Here is a 20,942-nt window from a genome sequence, read left to right on the forward strand (position 1 = left end):
CAATTTGTACGGCTTTTATCTTTTTTTAAAAGCCGTATAATACGTGTTAGAGGAAGCCCCTCAGGGGTGCTTATATAAAATTGAGTAAAAGGTAACCTATGCAGAATTCAAAAAACATAACAATAAGGGTTCCGTGGCAGGATAACGGTTGGAAAGGAACAGTATGCAATAATCCACAAAATAACTTTTCATGCAAGTACTTAAAAAACATAGCAGAAAATAAAAATTCTGATTTTGAATGCCCCCTTGCTTCTAAAAAATTTATAGAACTTACTGAAGAAGAAAAAGAAAAGATTCCCTGTATTAAAGAAAACGCAGCATTTTTATCAGAAAATACTTTTTCTTTTGTGGCTGTGTACCCATATTCATCATATTCAGGTCTTGGACATATTAAGCCTACAAAAGTTGATGTTTCACCAAACTCTTTAATTTCTCGTCCTTACCGATGGCTTAGAACAGAAGATTCACCTGCTTCTATTATTATTAATTACAGTAAAAAGCGTGAGGAAGAGTATAAACTTTCCCATAAAAGTTCTAGTAATTATCCAATAAATAAAATTTGGATAAATGAACCGCAAAATCAAAAAGCTGTACTGGAATATTACTATGACGGTCTTAATAATAACTCTTTGATTGTACCTTATTTAAAGAATGTTCCTTTTACAGAAGATAGCCGTCGTGTTGTTTTGGGTATTGGATTTGTAAAAAGCGTACACGATATACAAGTTTATAATTCATCTGATGTTACAAAGAAGATTACGCCTTATTTATGGGACGAAATCATTGAACATGATATTGTTAACAATGGTTTTGTATTTCCTTATAAGGAATTGTATGATTATTGGCAATCAAACAGCCAGCCTAACATTGACAAATATATTATATTTGCAGATGACGATTATCGTGACCAATTTAGTAACGGGTCAGAATTAATATCATACGATGCATTAATCAGTATTTTAAAACAATCTAAAAAATGTTATAAAGAAATTTCAAAAGACATTCCTGCCATTATTTTTAATTATAATAAAATTTCTAATTGGATAGATACACAAATTGAACGCTTACAAAATGAACGAGGGATATATCCGGCTTTAGGAACGCTGCTTCTTTCCTCGGAAAAGTTTACGACTAAAGTTGATGATGAAAATAAAAATATTGCTATTGATATTATCAAAAACATTCTATTTGACGGAACTCAAGATTCTGTTGATAAATTAAATAAGGCAATTGTTAATTACAATGGTGATTTTTCCGCAACACAAAAGGCTAAAGCAAAAAAATTCATAGAGGAAAAACTTAAAATAATTAAAAATCTTTCTCGTTTTATTTGTACCGAGAAACAATTCAAAGATATTTTACAAAATGAAGCAAAATATGGTGATTACATAGTTAATCCATATTTATTATTTGAGAACTCTTTGCAAAACGAATTTGATTTACAGATTCCATTAACAATTCTTGATAACGGAATGTTTTTTAATTTAAAAAAACAAAAAAACGATAATGATTTAGTTATAATTGAGGCAGATTCTAAAGAAAGACTTAGGGCTTTTTTAATACGTGAACTTGATGAGCAAGCACAAAACTATGGTCATACGACATTGCCGGTTACACGTTTAGTTGAGTTAATAAATACAAGAAACTTGATACAAGATTTGCATTTTGATAGTGACAGTATAGAGCTCTTTGAAGATTTTTTAAAAGAAAAAATAATCATCAAAGAAATTGAAGGAACAACTTATTTAAAATTAAAGAGTATAGAACAGTTTGATGAAGTTGCTCGTGAGGAGATAGAAGAAAGAGTAAAGTCTGAAAAAATAAATTTAGATATAGATTGCTTTAAGAATATTCTAAAGAAGAAAATCTCAAACTTTGAAGGTAATGATACTGAAAAAGGCAAATTGGCAGAAAAAGAAAAACTAGAGTCATTAACAAAGCTTGCCCAGAATAGAATTTCTGTTTTAATTGGAGGTGCAGGAACCGGTAAAACAACAGTACTTTCTGCTTTGTGTGCACACTCAGAAATAAGTACAAAAGTATTATTACTTGCACCTACAGGTAAAGCTAGAGTTAGAATGTGGGACGCGACCGGTAAACAATATGAATCAAAAACCATTGCTGGATTTTTAATTGCAGATAAAAGTTATAACTGGGATACAGGACGATATCTGCTTCCAAAAACTTCAAAAATGGAACTATCCGATAGTACAGTAATTATAGATGAAAGTTCAATGCTTACAACCGAAATGTTTGCAGCTGTTTTAAAGGCTTCATCATGTGCAAAAAGAATTATCTTTGTAGGCGATCCAAATCAGCTGCCCCCAATAGGTTGTGGTAAACCATTTTCTGATTTAGTCGACTATTTTACAAAGGAACATCCTTCCCATATCGCTAAACTTTCTCAGACCATGCGAAGTAATATTTCAGAAACTAATGATTTTGCTTCTTGGTTTAAAAGTAATAGCAATCCAGATGAAAGTATTTTGGATTCCATAGAAAAAAAAGAAAACAGTACAACAGGTATTCGTTTTAGAAAATACGAAGATGAAGAACTAAATGATGCCATTATTGATGAAATTGTAAAAGTTACTGGAATGAAAGACAAAGATGACATTAAAAATTTTGACATAAGTTTAGGGGCTGTTATTAATGGAAAATACACAAATTTTAATGCGGGAGGAATTTTTGGTATAGATATAAACGGTGGCTCTGGTTCGAAGGCTGAAGCTTGGCAAATCCTAACTCCTGTAAAAAACTCTCCTGATGGGATTTATAGTATTAATGAAACAATCCACGAAAAATACCGCCCAACAAAATACTATGGACATAAAGAACTCAACAACTACAATTCTGAAGTATTTGGTCTTCAAAAAATTGGTGTTGGGGATAAGGTTATTTGTACCAAAAATGGAAACTCTGACGCATATCCTCCTAATAATTTTAATTATATAGCAAACGGTGAAATAGGTATAAGAGTTGGTTGTGCAAAAGGAAAGGAATATCCAAATGTTGAATTTTCTACTCAACTTGGAGTAACTTATTATGGAAAAAAGTATTCTGGTCAAATGTATCATTGGCAATATTATGGTGATGAAGCAGACGGGGATTTGGAACTTGCTTATGCCATTACCGTTCATAAAGCACAAGGAAGTCAATTTAACAATGTTATTCTTGTATTAAACAGAAACAACAGAATGTTATCTCGGGAACTTCTGTATACAGCAATAACTCGTCAACAAAATGGACTTGTAATTTTATATAACGATGAATTTAGAAATCTCTTGCGATTTTCTTCGGATGAGCATTCAGATTTAGCTAGGCGGTGTACCGATTTGTTTACGGCACCAAAGTTCATTAATATAGAAAATAAGGGATGGTATGAAGAAGGCAAAATTCATAGAACAAAAACCGGTGTAATGGTTCGTTCTAAATCAGAGGTAATAATAGCAAATGAATTAGAAAATGCAGGACTTGATTGGCATTATGAAAATGATGGAAATTATATAGAAATTAATGGTAACAAGTATTTACCGGATTTTGTCATATTCCATAATGGTAAAACATATTACTGGGAGCATTTAGGTCTCATTAATAGAAAAGATTACAAAGAACGATGGCAAAAGAAAAAGAAAGATTATCTAAGTGTTGAAAATATTATCTTGAAAACTACAGAAGACCAAGAAAATGGTGGTATTGATAGCGAAAAGATTTCAGTTATTATTCAAGAAATCATAGACAAAAGACTATAATGTGATATTAATTTACAAAAATTCAAAAACTTATAACACCCGCTTCAACTCTGACAACAAGGACAAGTCTTGTTGCAGGTTAAGCGGTAGTTAAGCGGGTGTTATCTAAAAAAATCTATCGGAATTATAATTTCAGGCAATCCTTCTGAATATGGAGCAACCTGATATTGCTCAAAAATAATTTTGATTTTTCCGTTTTCGATTTTAAAAACTTTAAAATTTTCAACTTTAGGCTCAGTTCCTTCTTTTATCATCGACTCATCGGATGATAAATCCCCTTTCTTAACCTTGTCCATTAGTATTTTTCTTGCCTCATTCGATAACTTGACAAGCCAGTTTTTTGAAGCAGGGCGTACAACATCAGATAAGGATACAAGTTTTTTTGTTTTTATATCATAGTTTATAGGAACCAACGATGTAAGGCCGTGAGCACCTCCCATATATTCATAGACCGATAAAACAAAACTTATATAATTTCCATCCCGTACAATATCATCATAACCGATAATCAGCTCAAAATTTTGAGGAGTGGACGATTTTGCCATATCATCGGGAGAAACGGAATAATAATTATTCCAAAATGCGGTAACCTTGCCTTTTACCGTTTTTGACACGATAGCATTTAAAGCCGGAACATCTTCAAAAATCGGGAAATCTATTTCTAACTCACAATGAACGGCAGCTTGTTCAATCCCGGCCTTCGAATTGCCTTCTGTAGCGCCCCCTATTGCATCATAAGAAGAGGTTTCTGCAGCACCTGAAGCATTAAGCGAAAATACAAAAAGAACAAAGCAAAAAAGAACCATAATTTTTGATTTCATAATATTTCTCCATATAAAAATATTTTTGAACATTGTATAATATATAGAAAAAATGTAAAGAGGGGCTTACCTTTTTTTAACACATTATTGAATAAAAGCCTTTTTTATTATATAGTCATTTTCAGGGCAGAATATGGGCGTTTTCACATGGGAAGAAAAGGATAAGGCTCTTTCCGAACTGAACCTTTTATTAAAAAATCAAAATAAATTTTCTTTTACGGAAAACAAAGTAAAAAGTTTTAATTCTGAAGATACAAAAAATTTATACATTGAATCCGACAATCTCTATGCCCTTCTTTTTTTACAAAAAGATTATAAAGATAAAATTAAAATAATATACATTGATCCTCCGTACAATACGGGGAAAAAATTTACTTATGCCGATAATTTTCAAAGTAAGACAGAATGGATGAATTATCTTTATGTAAGATTGAGCCTTGCAAAAAACTTATTAACTGATGACGGTCTTATTTTTATAAGCATTGACGATAAGGCCTGCCCTTATTTAAGAATAATCCTTGATGAAATCTTCGGTACGGAAAATTTTATTTCTACCCTCGTATGGAATAACTCGACCGGCGGAGGCTTACGTAAAAAGCATATCAACACATCGCATGAGTACATCATCTTATATGCCAAGGATAAAACTAAGGTTAAGTCCATGACAGCCCCGATACCGAAAAAGGCAAAGAAAATGTATAAATACAGGGATGCTGACGGAAGATTTTTTAGATACCAGCAATTTGCATGGAAAAATAAAACGGATGCAAAAAGGCAAAAATATCCTATAAAAACGCCTGACGGGAATTTTATCATTCCTAAGGCAGGCTACATTTACCGCTTTGTCGAAAAAAGTTTTTTTAATCTTTTAGAAAAAAATCTAATAGAATTTAAAAAATCGGACAAATCCGTTTTTACCGATATAAATGGGCGGCCTACAAAATGGACTATCTATGTAAAAACCTACCTTGAAAAAAAGGAAGAAACGGTTCCGAAATCGCTCCTTCCTGCAGAATATGTTAAAACAAATATACAAAGTGTATATGAACAAAAAGTCTTATTCGGAGCAAAGATTTTTGATTATGCAAAACCGGTTTCTCTTTTAAAATATCTTTTTAAGCTGGTTCCGAATTCGGAGGATGCGATTGTTTTAGATTTTTTTTCGGGTTCGGCATCAACGGCCCATGCCGTGATGGACCTAAACGCAGAGCTTAACGAAAACCGAAAATTTATTTTGGTACAAAGGGGCGAGCCTTGCCCCGAGGATTCCCCTGCCCTCAAGGCCGGCTTTAAAACAATAGCCGAGCTGGGCAGGGAAAGAATTATAAGAGCCTCCGCCTTAATCCAAAAAAGATTTACTCAAAAAACTTTCGGGTTTAAGTATTTGGAATTAAGCGGAGAGCAAGACCTTATTTTTTAAGATACTTTTCAAACCAGTTAAATATCTCGGTTAAGCGGCGGATTCGGTGCTTGGGCTTTCCCGTTCGGGATAGGTCATGATTTTCACCATGGAACAAAACAAGCTTTGCTTCGCAGCCGTGATATTTTAGAGCCGTAAACATTTGGAAGGCACAGGCCTCAAAGCAGCGGTAGTCCTCATCCGATTGAATAAAAAGGGTCGGAGTTTTGCACTTATCGGCATACTTGAGCGGGCTATGATCCCACATTTTTTCTACACCCTTCCAAGGAGTAACTCCTCCGTTTTGGTCGGAATTAAAATAATAACCTATATCGGTAATTCCGAATTTGGAAATCCAGTTTGAAATTGAACGCTGAGAACAGGCTGCAGCAAATCGGTTCGTGTGGCCGATTATCCAGTTGGTCATAAAGCCGCCGTAAGAGCCGCCCATAACGCCTACCCTTTCCTTGTCGATATCCTTATACTTTTTTAGAACCTCATCCGTAAGCTTCATTAAATCGGAGTAGTCGATTGTTCCGTACTTGCCCCGAATATCGGCAAAGGCTCGGCCCATTCCGTCGGCACCGCGGGGATTCGTATAAAACACAAAGTAACCGGACTGGGCTAAAAACTGCATCTCGTGGTAAAAGATTGAACCGTAAGCGGTCTTAGGCCCGCCGTGAATTGTCAAGATTCCGGGATATTTTTTTCCGGTCTTGTAGTTTAAGGGCTTTAAAACAAAGCCGTGGAGTTTAACCCCGTCATTTGTAAACTCGAATTCTTCCGGCACAATCTTTTGTAATTTTGCAGCATAAGTATTATGCTTTGTTAGGCAGGTTTCTTTTTTATCTTCAAAAAGATAAACCTCTTGTAATTCCTGTTTTCTAAAACCGATAAAAAGAATTTTTTCTTCATGAACGGCAAAGCAGTCTACAGAACCTTTTTCGGTAATAAGCTGTTTTAATTCTCCTTTTTCGTCAATGACATTTAAAAAGGAAGAATCATCCTCGGTTGTAATAAAATAATATTTTCCGTCCTTGACATGGGAGTTAGCACCGCCTCCGTACCTTGAATCGGAACCCACGGAATTCCACAAGCTCTTGTCGTAATCCTTGGGCGAAATCATCTTCGCTCCTGTTCCGGTTTTGGGAATAAGATAAATATCGGCATCTTGGTTTACGCCGTATTTTTTCCCGTCGGCACCCGTATAAAGAATTTTATCTTTGAAAAATTTGGCATCGGCGTACATAAAATCTTGACCGCCATTTAAGAGCTTTGCCTTTTTTGTTTTTAAGGGCATGAGCATCAGCTCATTATAGATGGGCATCTTATCGGTATAAGTTGATTTTGTAAATAAAATCTCTTGGGTCTTTTTATCAAAATCAAAACCGTCAACCTGAGTAAACTCATCGGTTAGAGCCGTACCCTTCATGTTTGAAAGATTATAAACAAAGAGACGGTTTCTCTTGCGCGAGGTAAAGCCGCCCCCGTTGCTCCAAAACGGAATCTCTTCAAAAGTTTCATAATCGGCCTCATCTTTTTTTGCTTCTTCTGCCTTTTCTTTAGGCAGCTTTTTAAACGGGTCATCCTTCCATGAGTGTAAAACAACAGCCGTCTTCTTATCGGCAAATTCCATTTTTAAAACGGGATGGGGGAAGGTGTAAGCAAGCAAGGCTTCACCGCCCGAAACGGGAATAGAATAAACAAAGGTTTTCTCTTTTTCTTCCTTTTCTTTTTTTGTTCTTCTTGCAGAAAAAAGAAGGCGGTCGCCGTCAAAGCCGTAAAAAGAATTTACATCCTCGCCCGTAAGCTGCTTTGTCTTTTTTGTTTCCATGTCCAAAAGAAAAAGAGCCTTGTTATAATCGTTTTCGGTTAGATCGGCATGGGCACAAATATAGGCCGCATATCTTCCGTCTTCCGAAAATTTAAGGTTACTTAAAAATTCGTAATTTTTAAAATCATCCAACTTTATTGTCTTCATAAAAGTTCTCCTTTAAGAATTTTTGTTAAATAAGTATAACACTATCGGACAGTTTAAACAAGGGGAATGGTTGATAATACTATTTATATTTCTGTGTTTGCAAATAAACTGCCTAAAAATAATTCTGCAAGTTCTTCACCTTCAATAAGAACAATATCTTCAAGTTGTGCTAATTTTTTTGCGTCCTCATTAAATGAGCCGAGTGTAATTGCACAGCCCTGAACATCATCACTACAATCATCTTCTTTCATTATTGAAACAAGCTGTTCAACAGCCCGTGTATTCGAATCTCCGGTCTGTTTTTTTACTTGAACATATAGTTTTGATATTCCGCTTTCAAAGGGTGAAGAAGTTTTTGAAGAACTTTCAAAAATTAAATCTGCATCTCCTCCATTTGCATAATGATGATTTCTTAAATACTTATATCCATAAGATTCGATTACATATTTGCAAATATTTTCAAAGTTTATATTACTGCTTGAAGGACTTATGTTATTTAACTTTTTACAAAGGACTTGTATTATGCTTAATTTTAGTTCTTCATTGTATTTATCCAAATCGCTTATAGGTAAAGACAAATCAGGCGTGCCTCTCAACTTAAGAAGCAGTTTTGCAAAAACTTTTTCGTATCTAAAAAGAGGATAAATAGGCAACTGCATATTTTTTAACTTGGCATACCATTCATGCACTTCAATATTATGAATATCAAGGTTTCCATCCAAACCATAAATCTCTTTTAATTTAATAGTATGGTTTAAGTGAGTGTTATCATTTTCGATATAACTGTAACAGGCAGGGAAATCTCCATCGACAACACCTACAATAAATCTTCCGTTTTCAGGAAGATGAGGTACCACTAAAACGTCATCATCTTTTAAATACTCTATTCTACGGATATTGTTTATTTTTCGACTTTTAATATTCGGATAAGCCTTCCTAAATCTTTCTTTTATGTTTTCGCTATTCGTCAGGTCGATATTAACCTTGTTACCTCCCCAACCCATAGAAACTTTCGATTCTTCCCTGAGCCTTTTTATAAGTTCACCCATGTGCCTTCTGTCAATCCTAAAATTGTAGTAATTCATCTTTTAATCTCCTTTCTGCGGGTTTCGTAATTTTTCCGCAATAATAAAATTTTATATTTATCCACCATAAAAACTTTTTATAAGGATTATCAAATCCTGAAATAAGCCGAATAGGGGAAGTAAATAACTAGTATGAGTATACTTGTATCCTATTCTCAGGATAGCCTGAATTTATTACAAGCTGTTTTATACGCTCAAAATTAGAACCGTATTTTATACCAACTTTTTTACACCAAGAGTCCTCATCATGGCCGAAAGCTCTATTACCTATTTCGTTTATAATTTCTTACAGTTTTTCTATTTCTTCAATAGGAAGGCCGGTTATCTTCCTAATTAAAGATATATCCAGTTTTTCCATTTTCATATTTTTTGCTGTTTCCCGCTTGGTTTTATCTGTAATATCCATTTCAAAAGTAGACATCAATCTGTATTCCTGTCTTGCTTGTTCGTTTTGTTTTACTGTTTGTATCATTTTTTCTATCCCCCTTGTAAATTCATTTTTTGCTTTACCTGTTTTAAGATACTCCAAAAATTCTTTTAAATCTTTATTTTCAGTATTTGTAAAAGCCTCTGCATTTATTATAATCTTCTTTGTACCATCTTGTAAAGGGGTATTTTTATCCTCTATACAAATATTTTCAAAGGTGTAAATTGGTCTATTTTTGCCTATAACATCAAATAAACAGATAAAAATTATAAAGCTGTCATTTAAATTATTATAGGAATTACCTTTGTCTAAAAAAGAAATATCTATGGCAGCTTGGTAAAATCGCATACGTTTTGGGATATTGCGTTCATTGCTTACCTGCATTTCTACATCATAAAATTTACTATTCTCTGTTTGTACCAAAACATCAAATCTTATAGACTTTGCCTGTTCATAGGTATTAATAGCATGCTGTATAGAAATATATGTAATTTTACCTATCGTATCGGGTAGAATCATTTCGATAAGTTTTTTACATAAACCTTCGTTTTGCATAACTTTACAAAACATAAAATCATCTGTAAATGTTAAATCTTCAAATCTTTTCAATCTTTTTTCTCCCTTTATTTTGCAATTAAAACAACAACCGTACGGGCAAGCACTACATATATTTGCTGATTCATAATCTGCTCGGTATGTTCTTCATCTAAAAAATCTTTTCCGTCAGTGTACGAGGTGTCTATAAGACGATGCCATGTCTTCCCGCCTGAAGAAGGAGGGGGAAGCCTCACGGTTATATCGTTATTGTAGCTATTTGCCATAAAATAAAAATCACTATCGTCCTCATCGCTTTCCAAATTAATTTTATTGCCGTCTATTAAAAAGGCTAAGAAATTTGACGGTGCGTTCCAATTAGGTTTTTGTGCCTGATAATCAAACCAAGTTATATCGCTTGGAGTACCGTTAGTCTTCGAGACTCCGGTAAAAAAATGTTTTCTTAAAAAAGAAAAATGAGTCTTTCTTAAATTGATAAGCTTTTTGGTAAATTCGAGCAAGTCTTTATTTTCATTTAAAAGCTCCCAATCAAACCACGACATCTCATTATCCTGACAATAAGCATTATTGTTTCCGTTTTGTGTACGGAATACCTCATCTCCCATATTAATCATAGGCGTGCCGGCTGAAAGAATAAGCGTTGTCAAAATATTTTTTGCAGACCTCATACGCATTCTTTCAATTTCGATAGATGCGGCTCCTTCTATTCCATGATTATAGCTTAAATTTTCATTCGAGCCGTCACGGTTATTTTCCCCGTTTTCTTCGTTATGTTTTTCGGAATAGCTTAGCAAATCGCAAAGGGTAAAGCCGTCATGACAGCAAACAAAATTTATTGACTGATAAGGCCTTCTGCCTTTTTGAGAATATAAATCCGCAGAACCGGTTACTCTGGTTGCCAAGTGTCTTATATCAGGATTGGGCTGCAACCAAAACTCTCTGACAGAGTTACGGAATAAATCGTTCCATTCCGCCCAACGCCCGGGAAATTTTCCTACCATGTACGCACCGCCAGCATCCCAAGCTTCAGCTATAATCTTTGTAGAACGAAGCACGGAGTCATCTGCGACGGCCTGTATCATAAAAGAATTTAAATCTATACTTCCGGTTTTATCGCGTGCCAGAACGGGAGCCAAATCAAAACGGAATCCGTCTACATGCATTTCCGTTACCCAATACCGCAGACAATCCAATATAAATTTTATAACAGGTATTTCCGAAGTTTTTAGGCTGTTCCCGCAGCCCGAAAAATTTTTATAATAAATCTTATTATCTTCAAGATGATAGTAAATGGAATTATCAAATCCTTTAAAAGAAAAAATATGGCCGTTTTCGTTTCCTTCTGCAGTATGGTTAAACACCACATCCAAGATTATTTCGATACCTGCTTTATGAAATTCCCTGACCATAAATTTAAACTCGTTTACGGCATTGCCGGGATCTTCGGCATAGAGGGCCTTAGGTGCAAAAAAAGCAATTGTACTGTATCCCCAATAATTTTTTAGCCGAATGCCCGTTTTGGGATTTATATTCATATTTTCGTTTTCATCAAAATCAAAAACAGGCAGGAGCTCAAGAGAAGTAATTCCCAAATCCTTTAAATACGGAATCAGCTCCACAAGCCCTGAATATTTACCTCGTTTTGTAGGACTTATTTTATCGTTTAAAAAAGAAAAACCCTTTACATGAGCTTCATATATCACACATCTTTGGAGCGGAATATTTAAGGGTTTATCTCCCTGCCAATCGAATTCCTTATCATCGATAACTACACATTTTGGGAATCCCTTTGCCGTTCTTTTATGTTGATTTTTACCGTCGGAAATTTTACTGTTTATTTGATTTAAAGTTTGTTCCGAATTAAATACGGAATGAGAACTTATAAGCCTTGCATAAGGGTCAAGCAAGTAATTATTTTCATCGAATAAAAAGCCCGCTGAAGGCAAAAACTCTCCGTCAGCCGTATACAAATAAAACGCCCAACTTTTTAAACCGGAAACAAACACATGCCAAACATCACCCGTTTTATTTATTTGAGGATCCAGTTTATATGAGATTATCGGCTCGGAATCCTCTACATTTTCAAATAAATGGAGAACTATTTCCTTTGCGTTTCGTGAAAAGATGCTGAAATTCACTCCACCGCGGCTTAATTTTGCGCCTAAGGGAGAAGCTTTTCCTTGAAAAAAAGATAAATCGTTCATATTCATCATTAAAGTATAGTATGTATTTCAAATTTATGCTATAATGCAAATAACATTTTAAAGGAAATAATGATGAAAAAGGTCCCTATAATAAGCACAATACAGACTACCGTGAACAGCTTAAAAGCAGCCGCAAAAAAACAAAACATAGAAAATGTCGATATTGCAGTTTTTGATAGATATGAAAACATTGTTTCATTTTTTAAATATGAAATGCCTGAAATCAAGATCATCGATTTCGGAGATCCTAATATTGATGCAGAAGCTTGTGTTAGGGTTATAAAGGATGATCCGTGGCTTTTATTCGGAGGGATTATAGCCATTACCAACGACCGCCAAGAAAAAGCAAAACTTGAACAAATAAAGGAACCTAACTTTTTATTTGTATGTACAAGAAAAGATTTTGAAAAAAATACCGAACAGATTATAAAGATTTTAAACCAACATCAGCATTTTCTTTTTAATAGAGGAATGCATCAGAGACCTGATGAAAAAGAAACAGGTCATTTTGTAAGCGATACCGACCCCTTTGAAATAGTTTTTTATGCAAACCTTATAGGAACCTATCTTTACAATACCGACAGAGTCAATGAAGAAGAAAGGTCTTCTTTACAAACTGCAATGATGGAATTTTTACTTAATGCAGTAGAACACGGAAACTGTAATATCTCTTATGAGGAAAAAAATAAATGGCTGCGAAGCGGAAAAAATATGCTCGATTTAATTGCCGAAAAACAAAAACAGCCTGAAATAAAAAAGAAGAAGGTGTATATCACATATTCGGTACTGCCTGAAAAAACAAAGATAACCATCAAAGATGAAGGAAACGGTTTTGACTGGAGAAGCCATCTTGAAGCCGACTTTGAAGCAGGCCTCCACGGAATGGGCATTAAACTTTCTCAAACCCTTGTAAAAAATCTACGCTATAATAATATTGGGAATGAGGTTTCATTTGAGGTAAATAACCAAAGAAATATAGCAAACTTGACACCGGCTATTTTAAAATCCCAGCAATTACTAACCTTCAAACACATGCAGATTGTCTGCCGCGAAAATGAAGATTCGAGCGATCTTTTCTATATAAGTTCGGGACGCTACGCCGTCTATGTAAACAATAAATTGATGTCGGTTTTAACACCGGCTGATATTTTTATAGGAGAAATGGCCTTTTTAATGAATGACAGAAGATCTGCGACTGTCGTATCTATCGGAGAAGGCTCTCTTGTAAAGATTCCTAAGATGAAGTTTATGCAGTTGATTGAGGAGTATCCCCATTACGGTATTTTCTTATCCCGGCTGTTAGCAAACCGGCTGGCCCGTCAATCAAAGATTACGGCAAAACTAAAAGAAGAACAAGAAAACAGCAAGTAGGGAATCCCAATAAACCCATCTAATTTAATCAGCGGAATTCTATCAAAGTTTCTTTTAGAGTTTTAACAAAGATTTCAAGCTCACTCTTTTGCGTTAAAGGCCCTATTGAAACCCGCACTGAATTTTGTTGCACTTTAGCATCAATTTTCATAGCCTCTAAAACGGGGCGGGTTTGTTTTTTTGATGAACATGCAGAACCTGTAGAAATACAGATACCCTTTTCCGACAAGCAGCGAACAAGGACTTCTCCGGTTAATTCTTTAACCGCAAACTGTAAAATCCAAGGCGAAAATTTATCCTTTAGCTGAGGACGAGCTTCGGGGATAAAAATTAAACCCTCAATACCTGAAAGTTCTTCAATTAAAAAATCCATTAATTCTTTTGCATGACAAACATAACCATCTAAATTTTCATAATATTTTTTAAGACAGCCGGACAGGGCTAAAACACCTGCAAGGTTTTCGGTTCCTGGCCTTATGCCATTTTCTTGCCCGCCCCCGCGGATAAAGGCCTCCATATTTTTAGCAAGATACAAAAAACCGATTCCTCTGGGTGCTCCTATTTTATGTCCGCTAAAAGAAGCCGAATGAATGGATAGTTTTGAAAGTTCAAAAGGAATCTTTCCTATAGCTTGAACTGCATCAGTATGAAAATGGATTCTTCGTTTTCCCTTAGAATATTCTTCAAGAGCCTTTCCTATTTCGGCGATGGGCTGGATTGCTCCGGTTTCATTGTTTACCGCCATTACCGAAACAAAGGCCGTATCGGGCTCTATGGTTTTTAAAACCGCATCGGCACTTATAAAGCTGTTTTTGTCTGAAGGGATTTGTAAAACCTTATAACCCCGTACCTTCATAACGGCAGCCTGTTCCCTGACTGCGGAATGTTCTATACCGCTGACCGCAATCGAACAGGGAGACGGCAGGGATAATAGAGAGAGCATAGGAATATAATCTCCCTCGGTTCCTCCCGATGTAAAAATAATATGCTCAGGAGCCGTATTCAAAAGTTCTGCAATTTCCGAACGAGTATCTTCCAAAACTTTTCGAGCATCCTTACCTAAAAAATGCTTTGAAGAAGGATTTGCAAAATATTTAAACGATTTTTTTAAAGTCTCCGTAATTATCTCTTCTTGAGGAAGGGCTGTTGCCGCCCAATCCAAATAAATCATAGAACCTCCCTGATGTCTTTTTCAGAGGCTTCATAAATAAAAGTCTCGCAAATATTTTTTTGTAAAATCAAACGGATTTTAGCATCTATATTTTTTTTATCTTTTTTCATTGTTAAAAGAACCTTCTCCTTATCATATAAGACCGGAGCATCTATGCGGCTATAAGAATGTATAATAGCGCAAACATCATCAGCATAAGAAGAATCAGTTAAGCCTAATTTTTTACCTAAGAGCATCGCTTTTGATATTCCCCAAGAAACAGCCTCTCCGTGCGAAATCTTTGAAAAATTTAAGACGGATTCCAGCGCATGGCCAAAGGTGTGCCCCAAATTTAAAAAAGCTCTTTCATTTTTTTCATCAAAATCACGGCTTACAACCTGAGCTTTTGCTTCAACAGCCTTTTTGACAAGCTCCAAGCAAAGGCCTTCATCTCTAGTTAATATTTTTTCCCTTTGCATCCTAAAGGCCTCATAAATATCTTTAGAATATAAAAGCCCAATCTTAAATATCTCGGACATACCTGAAAGATATTCCGGCTCGCTTAAACTTTTTAAGACCTTTGGGCTTATGTAAACTTCATCAGCCTTAAAAAAAGTTCCTACCATGTTTTTATAACCGTCAAAATTTATTGCAGTTTTTCCGCCGATGGCTGCATCCGCCATAGCCAAAAGACTGGTAGGAACAAGCTTGCATTTTGCCCCCCTCATATAAACCGAAGCAGCAAAGGCAGTTAAATCGCAGATAAGCCCTCCCCCAACCCCGATAAAAACAGAGTTCCGGCTTAAGCCCGCATCAAGGGCTATTTTTAAAATAGACACAAGGGAAGTAAAATTTTTATTTTCTTCTCCGGCTTCAATTATAGCCAAGGGAAGGTCCGGACGGAAGTTCTTTGACTCTCTTGCAATAGGAGCAGTATTGGAATCGGCGATGTACATCCCGCCGGATGTACCTACAAGCGGTAAAAAAGGCTCATCGCAGTAAAATACTTCGGTTTTCCCTTGAACCGTTGTAAAACTAAAACTATCCATATATTATCAACGTGTTTTATTAAAGCATTTTAAGCATTTGCAGCACCAAAAGAGAGGAATTCTTTGCTGCCTGTGCCGAAAAAACATCATAAGAAATTTTAGCAGCTTCGTCCTTACCGGCCGTATCAGAAATACTCCTTAAAATTAAAAAAGGAATTTTATTTATTCTGCACACTTGAGCTGCTGCGGCCCCTTCCATTTCAACACAGGCAGGATTAAATTCTTTGATAATCCTTTCCCTAAGTTTTTTATCTGAAACAAAGGTATCCCCTGAAGCAATGAGGCCTTCAATAAGTTTTAAATTCTTTATACGCTCATCATCACTTTCTTTTTGCATAGCCTTAAAAGCCTTAACGGCAAGGTTTTTAAGCTTTTTATCGGCAGGCCAAAAAGGAGACTTTGTCATAGGCACCTGACCAATAGGATAGCCGAAGACTGTTGCATCTACATCATGCTGAACCGCTTCAGAGGATACAACAATATCAAAAACTTTTAAGCCCTCTATCAGCCCTCCGGCCGCCCCGGTGTTTATTACGGCATCAACCTTAAATTCCGAAATAAGAATTTGGCAGCACAGAGCCGCATTGACCTTACCTATTCCGCTGCAAACAAGTACAACTTCCTTTCCCATTATCGTTCCTGCAAAAAAACTAAGACCGGCAATTTTTCGAATTTCCCCAACTAAATGTTTTTTTAAAAGTTTAACTTCCTGCTCTTCAGCACCAAAAATTCCTATCTTCATTATTAACCTCTTTTTAAATTCAAAATAAACGTCATATCAGGATTATAGCATAAAAATACTTGGGTATTCTACACCTTGAGTTATCAACATTTCATATATAACAAAAACCGCCTCGAAAAACTTAATTGTTTTACAAGGCGGTTGATTTGATTGTAAAATATTTAAAGCTCTATTCTTTTGTAGGCTCGCTATATAACTCGAAAGGTTTTACGGCCGAAGGTAAATTTTCTACCAAGGCAGGAAGTGACAATAAGACGGTATCTTGAAAAAGAGGAATTCTAAATTCTCCGACAAAGTCATCTCTTCCGTCAGTAAATCTTATAACGACCTTGTGCTTTTGGCCCCTCAAAAGAACTTGATCCCTATCGCCCTTAAAAAGCTCCAAGGGTTCTTGTCCGTTAAAGCTGACCTCAATAGAATCAAAGGCCTTAAAGCTGCCGTCATCGGCTTTTTTGTTTTCAAATAAAACTGCGTGAGTTCTGCCCAGAGTAAACATAAGTATAAGCAGCAAAACATAAAGAATAGGTAAAATAATTCTTATTGCTAAAACCGTTTTTTTCGATTGTATTCTCATTTTTTTTCTCCTTCAGCTTGCAAACGCAATTCGGAACGTTTCTTCTCCGCATTTCTCTGATTTCTTGCAGCATAGAGCACCAATGAAAGAGCTATTGCCGCATAACCGGCAAAGTCTCTAAAGTATTCTCCAATCATTGCAGAACCAAGAAGCTGTTGACCTGCCATTGGGGTAACAATGTACAAGAAGTGGAGGAGAACAACGCCTATAAAAACATTCTTTATACTTACCCTGCTGACCGAAGCGCCTCCAACCAAGATAGCGGCGGCGGCAAAAAAGCCCGTCTGGTCGTGGGCATTGTAAGTGCTCATATTTCCCATATTCTGCAAGAAAATAATCTGTCCTATACAGGCCAATACAGTCGAAATTATAATCGAAATAATCCTCGTGTGTTCAACGGCGATACCGGCCGAATTTGAAACCGATTGATTTTGTCCGATTGCCCTCATATCCTGTCCAAGTTTTGTTTTTCTAAACCATACGATAAATAAACAAAGAGCAATAATGATAAGATAGGATAAGACTGGTATACGTAACCCTGCTATATTGAATGAGAAAGTCGTATCCAATACCTGTCTTACAGGAGCAAGCTCAAGAGTATTCCGCACGCCAAAACCGCGCGAAAGTTTTATAGCTCTATTGTGCATCGGTATAACCGAACCCATAAGATACAAAACAAAGAACTGATATACACCGTTAAAGAAAAAGCCCAAGATATAACTTGTTACCATTTCACGGCCTCTTGCTTTGTTTAATATTGAGCCGGCAACCCAACCGAGCAGTACCGAAAGAGGCATCCCTATCAAGGCTGCAAACACCAAGCCGTAAATACCGCCGATACCCCAGTCCATTGCAAAGATTAAGCCTATCTGCCCTGCCATGGCACCTAAAACCATACCGAAGTTTATACCCATACCGGCCATAATCGGCAAGATAAGGGAGAACACCAAAAAGGAGTTCCTTCCTATTCGAGTTAAAATCTCACCGATAATATGATGGGCAGAAAGTCCGGATACGGGAATAGCCACAAAAGAAATCAATAAGAAAAGAAGCGAAACAAGATTATCAGCCAAAAAATCGAGTGCCGAAAATTTCTTTAATTTTCTATTTAATTTTTCCGTTATTTTATTCATAATCAATTACCTCGTCTTTTGTGTTTTTCTTGTCAGAGCATATAAAATCATACCGTTTGAAAGCACAATTCGGATAACCTCGGACATATCGGTCTGCAAAATACTGTTTATAACTGAAGGGGTCATCGACAAAATTCCCTGAAACAGAACAGTACCTATAACGACATTTAAAATTGAAGCCTTATTGACCGAAGCTCCGCCTATAAGAATAGCGGCTACTGCAGGAAAGGCCATAAAAAGCGGGGCCTTATAAAGCTGAATAAAACCAAAACTTTGCTGATACAATAAGATTCCTATTCCTCCGCATATCGTCGAAAGGACTATACTTATAGTTCTTGCCCTGTTTATACTTACGCCGCTTGCCCTTGCAAAATCAGGATTTGAGCCGACAGCCGTCAATGCCGTACCTGTTCTCGTTTTCATAAAAAGCTTCATTAAGAACATACATACTGCACAGAACAATATTACACCTGTAGGGAATTTGAAAGAGCCGATTTTAATGGGTAAAAAATCATTTAAAATATTTACCCAATACCCATCAAGAGTTATTGTTGTACGCAAGCCCTGTCCCGAATAAGCCCAAACCATACTCGGATTTGAATAAGGAAGCACTATCCACAAAATAGCCATAAAGGTAACCGATGCAAAGCCGATATACATGGCTATTGTCATCTCTTCTCCTTTAACCTTATTCAATATTTGACTATAACCTAAGCCTATTATTCCTGAAAAAATAATTGTTAGAAACACGGCAGTAAAAAAGCCTGCAATACCGACAAGCCCGAATTGCATTGCTAAAGTAGAACCTAGTAAGCCTCCCAAAACTCCTAATGAAAGACCGAAGTTTAAACCGCAGCCTGTTTGAATCATCGGAACCATAGCTAAAACCATCAAGGCATTCATACCGAAACGGTTTGCAACGTCCGAAAGAGATGCTCCTATGCTTACCTTAACAAAGGGGGCAATTATAAAAAGGCTGAGAAGAAATAATAGAATAATTATTCTAGGTATACCGAAATCCGCAAGTATTTTTTTAAACTTTTCCATACTATTTTACCCCCGCCATATATAAAGCAAATTCTGCCGGTTTTTCTTCCGGCGGCAAAATTCCTGAAATCTCTCCGTGGAAAACGATTGCAACCCTGTCGCAGACGGAACGGAGCTCTTCCAGCTCACTTGAAATCATAATGATTGTAGTACCGAGTTCCTTATTTATTTTTCTCAAGGCATCCAAAACAAGGGCCTTTGCACCTACGTCAATACCTCGCGTAGGTTCTGCAACAAAAAGAATCTCAGGCTCAAGGCAAAAAGCCTTAGCTAAACAAATCTTTTGCTGATTTCCGCCCGAAAGCTCCTTTGCCTTTTGATGACTTCCCGTACATCGTATTTGAAGCATATCTATATATTTGTCTGCCAGAGATTTCATCGCTTTTTCATCTCTTATTTTAAGAAGGCCGCCCAAATAACTTTTTAGATATGCTCTTTTAGATTGAATAGCCGTAAAAGCGATATTCCACTCAAGGCTTTCATCAAGAAGAAGACCTACACCTCGTCTGTCTTCAGAAACAAATGCTAATCCGTCCAGTAAGGCCTGCTTAGTATTATTTAACGAGAGCTCCTTTCCTTTAAATGTTACAGTTCCTCCGGCCGGGAAGATACCCATAATTCCGTTGGGAATACCGACCTTTCCTTGACCTGCAAGACCGCCTATACCGAAGATTTCGCCTTCGTGAACGGAAAAGTTTACATTTCGGACAATCTCACCGGGCATATCGACCCAAAGATTTTTTACATCAAGCACTACAGGCCCTGTCTTTTTTTCCTTGTCTTTTTTTTCCGTATTGGAAATTTCGCGGCCTACCATACCTGCAGCAATTTCAGGAATTGTTATCTCGCTTGTTTTTTTATCTTGAATCGTTTTTCCGTCTCTTAGGATTACAACTCTATCGCATATATCTATAACTTCCTGCAATCTATGCGAAATAAAAATTACGGCTATTCCCTTATCTGCAAGTTTTTTTACTGCCGCTAAAAGAATATCCGCCTCGGATTCGGTTAAAACGGCAGTCGGCTCATCTAAAACCAAAAGTTTTACATTATCTCTGTCTATTTCGCGTGCAATTTCGGTAAATTGCTTATGGCCTACAGGCATTTCCGAAATTAATGTGCGGGCATCTATTGAAACGCCAAGCTCGTTTAAAACGGCTTGAGCTCTATCATTCATTTCTTTTCTTTTTAATAAACTTAATCGGGGGGTAAATAAGTCCGAAAGGATAGAAGGGGTTTGTAATTCCCTGTTCAACATTATATTTTCCGTTGCAGAAAACCCGGGAATCAGTGAAAATTCTTGGTGAACCATTCCGATTCCTGCATCCAAAGCATCAAAAGGCGACTTAAATTTGACTTCGTTTCCCTCAATCAAAATACGGCCGCCATATCCTCCTGTATCGTTAATAACAGGCATTCCAAACAAGATGCTCATCAGAGTTGTTTTACCGGCCCCGTTTTCTCCTACCAAACCGATTATTTCTCCTCTTTTTAACGAAAAATTCACACCTTGCAGAACCTGTGTACCGGAAAAATCTTTTGTGATATTTTCCAATGTCAAAAAATCTTTATTGTCATTCATAACAGTTCTGTCCTAAATCAAAAAGTAAGGGGCGAAGCTAATCCGCCCCTATAAAATTACGAGTTAAGGA

The 20,942-nt window shown here is 36.3% G+C and carries 15 protein-coding genes; 3 read left to right on the forward strand and 12 right to left on the reverse strand.

The window, feature by feature from the left end:
- Window positions 1-98: 98 nt before the first annotated feature.
- On the forward strand, window positions 99-3,752 hold the full coding sequence (locus HO345_RS11095; protein WP_253682953.1) for an ATP-dependent DNA helicase: 3,654 nt from the start codon (window positions 99-101) through the stop codon (window positions 3,750-3,752).
- A gap of 101 nt (window positions 3,753-3,853) precedes the next feature.
- Here the strand turns inward: HO345_RS11095 and HO345_RS11100 are convergent, their stop codons facing one another.
- The gene (locus HO345_RS11100) at window positions 3,854-4,573 is read right to left on the reverse strand and encodes a DUF3298 and DUF4163 domain-containing protein (protein WP_253682954.1); all 720 of its coding nucleotides are present in this window, start codon (window positions 4,571-4,573) and stop codon (window positions 3,854-3,856) included.
- Window positions 4,574-4,706: 133 nt separating this feature from the next.
- Here HO345_RS11100 and HO345_RS11105 point away from each other — a divergent pair, with 133 nt between their 5' ends.
- On the forward strand, window positions 4,707-5,993 hold the full coding sequence (locus tag HO345_RS11105) for a site-specific DNA-methyltransferase (protein WP_253682955.1): 1,287 nt from the start codon (window positions 4,707-4,709) through the stop codon (window positions 5,991-5,993).
- Here the strand turns inward: HO345_RS11105 and HO345_RS11110 are convergent.
- The 4 genes from HO345_RS11110 to glgX all read right to left on the reverse strand — a co-directional run bounded on the left by HO345_RS11110 (window position 5,983) and on the right by glgX (window position 12,233).
- On the reverse strand, window positions 5,983-7,953 hold the full coding sequence (locus HO345_RS11110) for an alpha/beta hydrolase family protein (protein ID WP_253682956.1): 1,971 nt from the start codon (window positions 7,951-7,953) through the stop codon (window positions 5,983-5,985). The two genes, HO345_RS11105 and HO345_RS11110, sit on opposite strands and share 11 nt — an antisense overlap.
- 83 nt (window positions 7,954-8,036) lie before the next feature.
- A complete protein-coding gene (locus tag HO345_RS11115; RefSeq protein WP_253682957.1) occupies window positions 8,037-9,038 on the reverse strand; it encodes a restriction endonuclease in 1,002 nt (333 codons plus the stop codon).
- Window positions 9,039-9,324: 286 nt separating this feature from the next.
- Window positions 9,325-10,035: an Rpn family recombination-promoting nuclease/putative transposase gene (locus HO345_RS11120; RefSeq protein ID WP_253684603.1), complete on the reverse strand. Its 711-nt coding sequence runs from the start codon at window positions 10,033-10,035 to the stop codon at window positions 9,325-9,327.
- A 53-nt stretch (window positions 10,036-10,088) separates the two neighbouring features.
- On the reverse strand, window positions 10,089-12,233 hold the full coding sequence (gene glgX, locus HO345_RS11125) for a glycogen debranching protein GlgX (protein ID WP_253682958.1): 2,145 nt from the start codon (window positions 12,231-12,233) through the stop codon (window positions 10,089-10,091).
- Between the two features lie 63 nt (window positions 12,234-12,296).
- On the opposite strand from glgX, the gene HO345_RS11130 reads away from it, so the two are divergent.
- Window positions 12,297-13,595 carry a cyclic nucleotide-binding domain-containing protein gene (locus tag HO345_RS11130; protein WP_366796680.1) on the forward strand — a complete coding sequence of 433 codons (1,299 nt, stop codon included), beginning with the start codon at window positions 12,297-12,299 and terminating at the stop codon, window positions 13,593-13,595.
- Between the two features lie 28 nt (window positions 13,596-13,623).
- Here the strand turns inward: HO345_RS11130 and HO345_RS11135 are convergent, their stop codons facing one another.
- The 7 genes from HO345_RS11135 to HO345_RS11165 all read right to left on the reverse strand — a co-directional run bounded on the left by HO345_RS11135 (window position 13,624) and on the right by HO345_RS11165 (window position 20,872).
- Window positions 13,624-14,766, reverse strand: a complete 1,143-nt coding sequence (locus HO345_RS11135; protein ID WP_253682960.1) for a cysteine desulfurase family protein — start codon at window positions 14,764-14,766, stop codon at window positions 13,624-13,626.
- Window positions 14,763-15,794, reverse strand: coding sequence for a 3-dehydroquinate synthase (locus HO345_RS11140; RefSeq protein ID WP_253682961.1), 1,032 nt, complete (start codon window positions 15,792-15,794; stop codon window positions 14,763-14,765). Before HO345_RS11140 ends, HO345_RS11135 begins: the two co-directional genes overlap by 4 nt.
- A gap of 19 nt (window positions 15,795-15,813) precedes the next feature.
- Window positions 15,814-16,536: a 5'-methylthioadenosine/adenosylhomocysteine nucleosidase gene (locus HO345_RS11145; RefSeq protein WP_253682962.1), complete on the reverse strand. Its 723-nt coding sequence runs from the start codon at window positions 16,534-16,536 to the stop codon at window positions 15,814-15,816.
- A 169-nt stretch (window positions 16,537-16,705) separates the two neighbouring features.
- On the reverse strand, window positions 16,706-17,110 hold the full coding sequence (locus HO345_RS11150) for a DUF6672 family protein (protein WP_010693701.1): 405 nt from the start codon (window positions 17,108-17,110) through the stop codon (window positions 16,706-16,708).
- Window positions 17,107-18,243 (reverse strand): ABC transporter permease subunit, encoded by a 1,137-nt coding sequence (locus HO345_RS11155; RefSeq protein WP_002691970.1) that lies wholly within the window; start codon window positions 18,241-18,243, stop codon window positions 17,107-17,109. The genes HO345_RS11150 and HO345_RS11155 overlap by 4 nt, the downstream gene beginning before the upstream one ends.
- 6 nt (window positions 18,244-18,249) lie before the next feature.
- Entirely contained in the window at window positions 18,250-19,290 is a 1,041-nt protein-coding gene (locus HO345_RS11160; protein ID WP_002673231.1) for an ABC transporter permease subunit, read from the reverse strand.
- A 1-nt stretch (window position 19,291) separates the two neighbouring features.
- On the reverse strand, window positions 19,292-20,872 hold the full coding sequence (locus HO345_RS11165; protein WP_253682963.1) for a sugar ABC transporter ATP-binding protein: 1,581 nt from the start codon (window positions 20,870-20,872) through the stop codon (window positions 19,292-19,294).
- Between the last annotated feature and the right edge of the window lie 70 nt (window positions 20,873-20,942).

This window comes from Treponema denticola (genome assembly GCF_024181645.1).
Lineage (GTDB): Bacteria > Spirochaetota > Spirochaetia > Treponematales > Treponemataceae > Treponema_B > Treponema_B denticola_A.

Excerpts from the sequence above, each read along its gene's own strand:
- HO345_RS11095 (WP_253682953.1), top strand. The coding sequence starts at position 99 with ATGCAGAATTCAAAAAACATAACAATAAGGGTTCCGTGGCAGGATAAC.
- HO345_RS11100 (WP_253682954.1), bottom strand. The coding sequence starts at position 4,573 with ATGAAATCAAAAATTATGGTTCTTTTTTGCTTTGTTCTTTTTGTATTT.
- HO345_RS11105 (WP_253682955.1), top strand. The coding sequence starts at position 4,707 with ATGGGCGTTTTCACATGGGAAGAAAAGGATAAGGCTCTTTCCGAACTG.
- HO345_RS11110 (WP_253682956.1), bottom strand. The coding sequence starts at position 7,953 with ATGAAGACAATAAAGTTGGATGATTTTAAAAATTACGAATTTTTAAGT.
- HO345_RS11115 (WP_253682957.1), bottom strand. The coding sequence starts at position 9,038 with ATGAATTACTACAATTTTAGGATTGACAGAAGGCACATGGGTGAACTT.
- HO345_RS11120 (WP_253684603.1), bottom strand. The coding sequence starts at position 10,035 with ATGTTTTGTAAAGTTATGCAAAACGAAGGTTTATGTAAAAAACTTATC.
- glgX (WP_253682958.1), bottom strand. The coding sequence starts at position 12,233 with ATGATGAATATGAACGATTTATCTTTTTTTCAAGGAAAAGCTTCTCCC.
- HO345_RS11130 (WP_366796680.1), top strand. The coding sequence starts at position 12,297 with ATGAAAAAGGTCCCTATAATAAGCACAATACAGACTACCGTGAACAGC.
- HO345_RS11135 (WP_253682960.1), bottom strand. The coding sequence starts at position 14,766 with ATGATTTATTTGGATTGGGCGGCAACAGCCCTTCCTCAAGAAGAGATA.
- HO345_RS11140 (WP_253682961.1), bottom strand. The coding sequence starts at position 15,794 with ATGGATAGTTTTAGTTTTACAACGGTTCAAGGGAAAACCGAAGTATTT.
- HO345_RS11145 (WP_253682962.1), bottom strand. The coding sequence starts at position 16,536 with ATGAAGATAGGAATTTTTGGTGCTGAAGAGCAGGAAGTTAAACTTTTA.
- HO345_RS11150 (WP_010693701.1), bottom strand. The coding sequence starts at position 17,110 with ATGAGAATACAATCGAAAAAAACGGTTTTAGCAATAAGAATTATTTTA.
- HO345_RS11155 (WP_002691970.1), bottom strand. The coding sequence starts at position 18,243 with ATGAATAAAATAACGGAAAAATTAAATAGAAAATTAAAGAAATTTTCG.
- HO345_RS11160 (WP_002673231.1), bottom strand. The coding sequence starts at position 19,290 with ATGGAAAAGTTTAAAAAAATACTTGCGGATTTCGGTATACCTAGAATA.
- HO345_RS11165 (WP_253682963.1), bottom strand. The coding sequence starts at position 20,872 with ATGAATGACAATAAAGATTTTTTGACATTGGAAAATATCACAAAAGAT.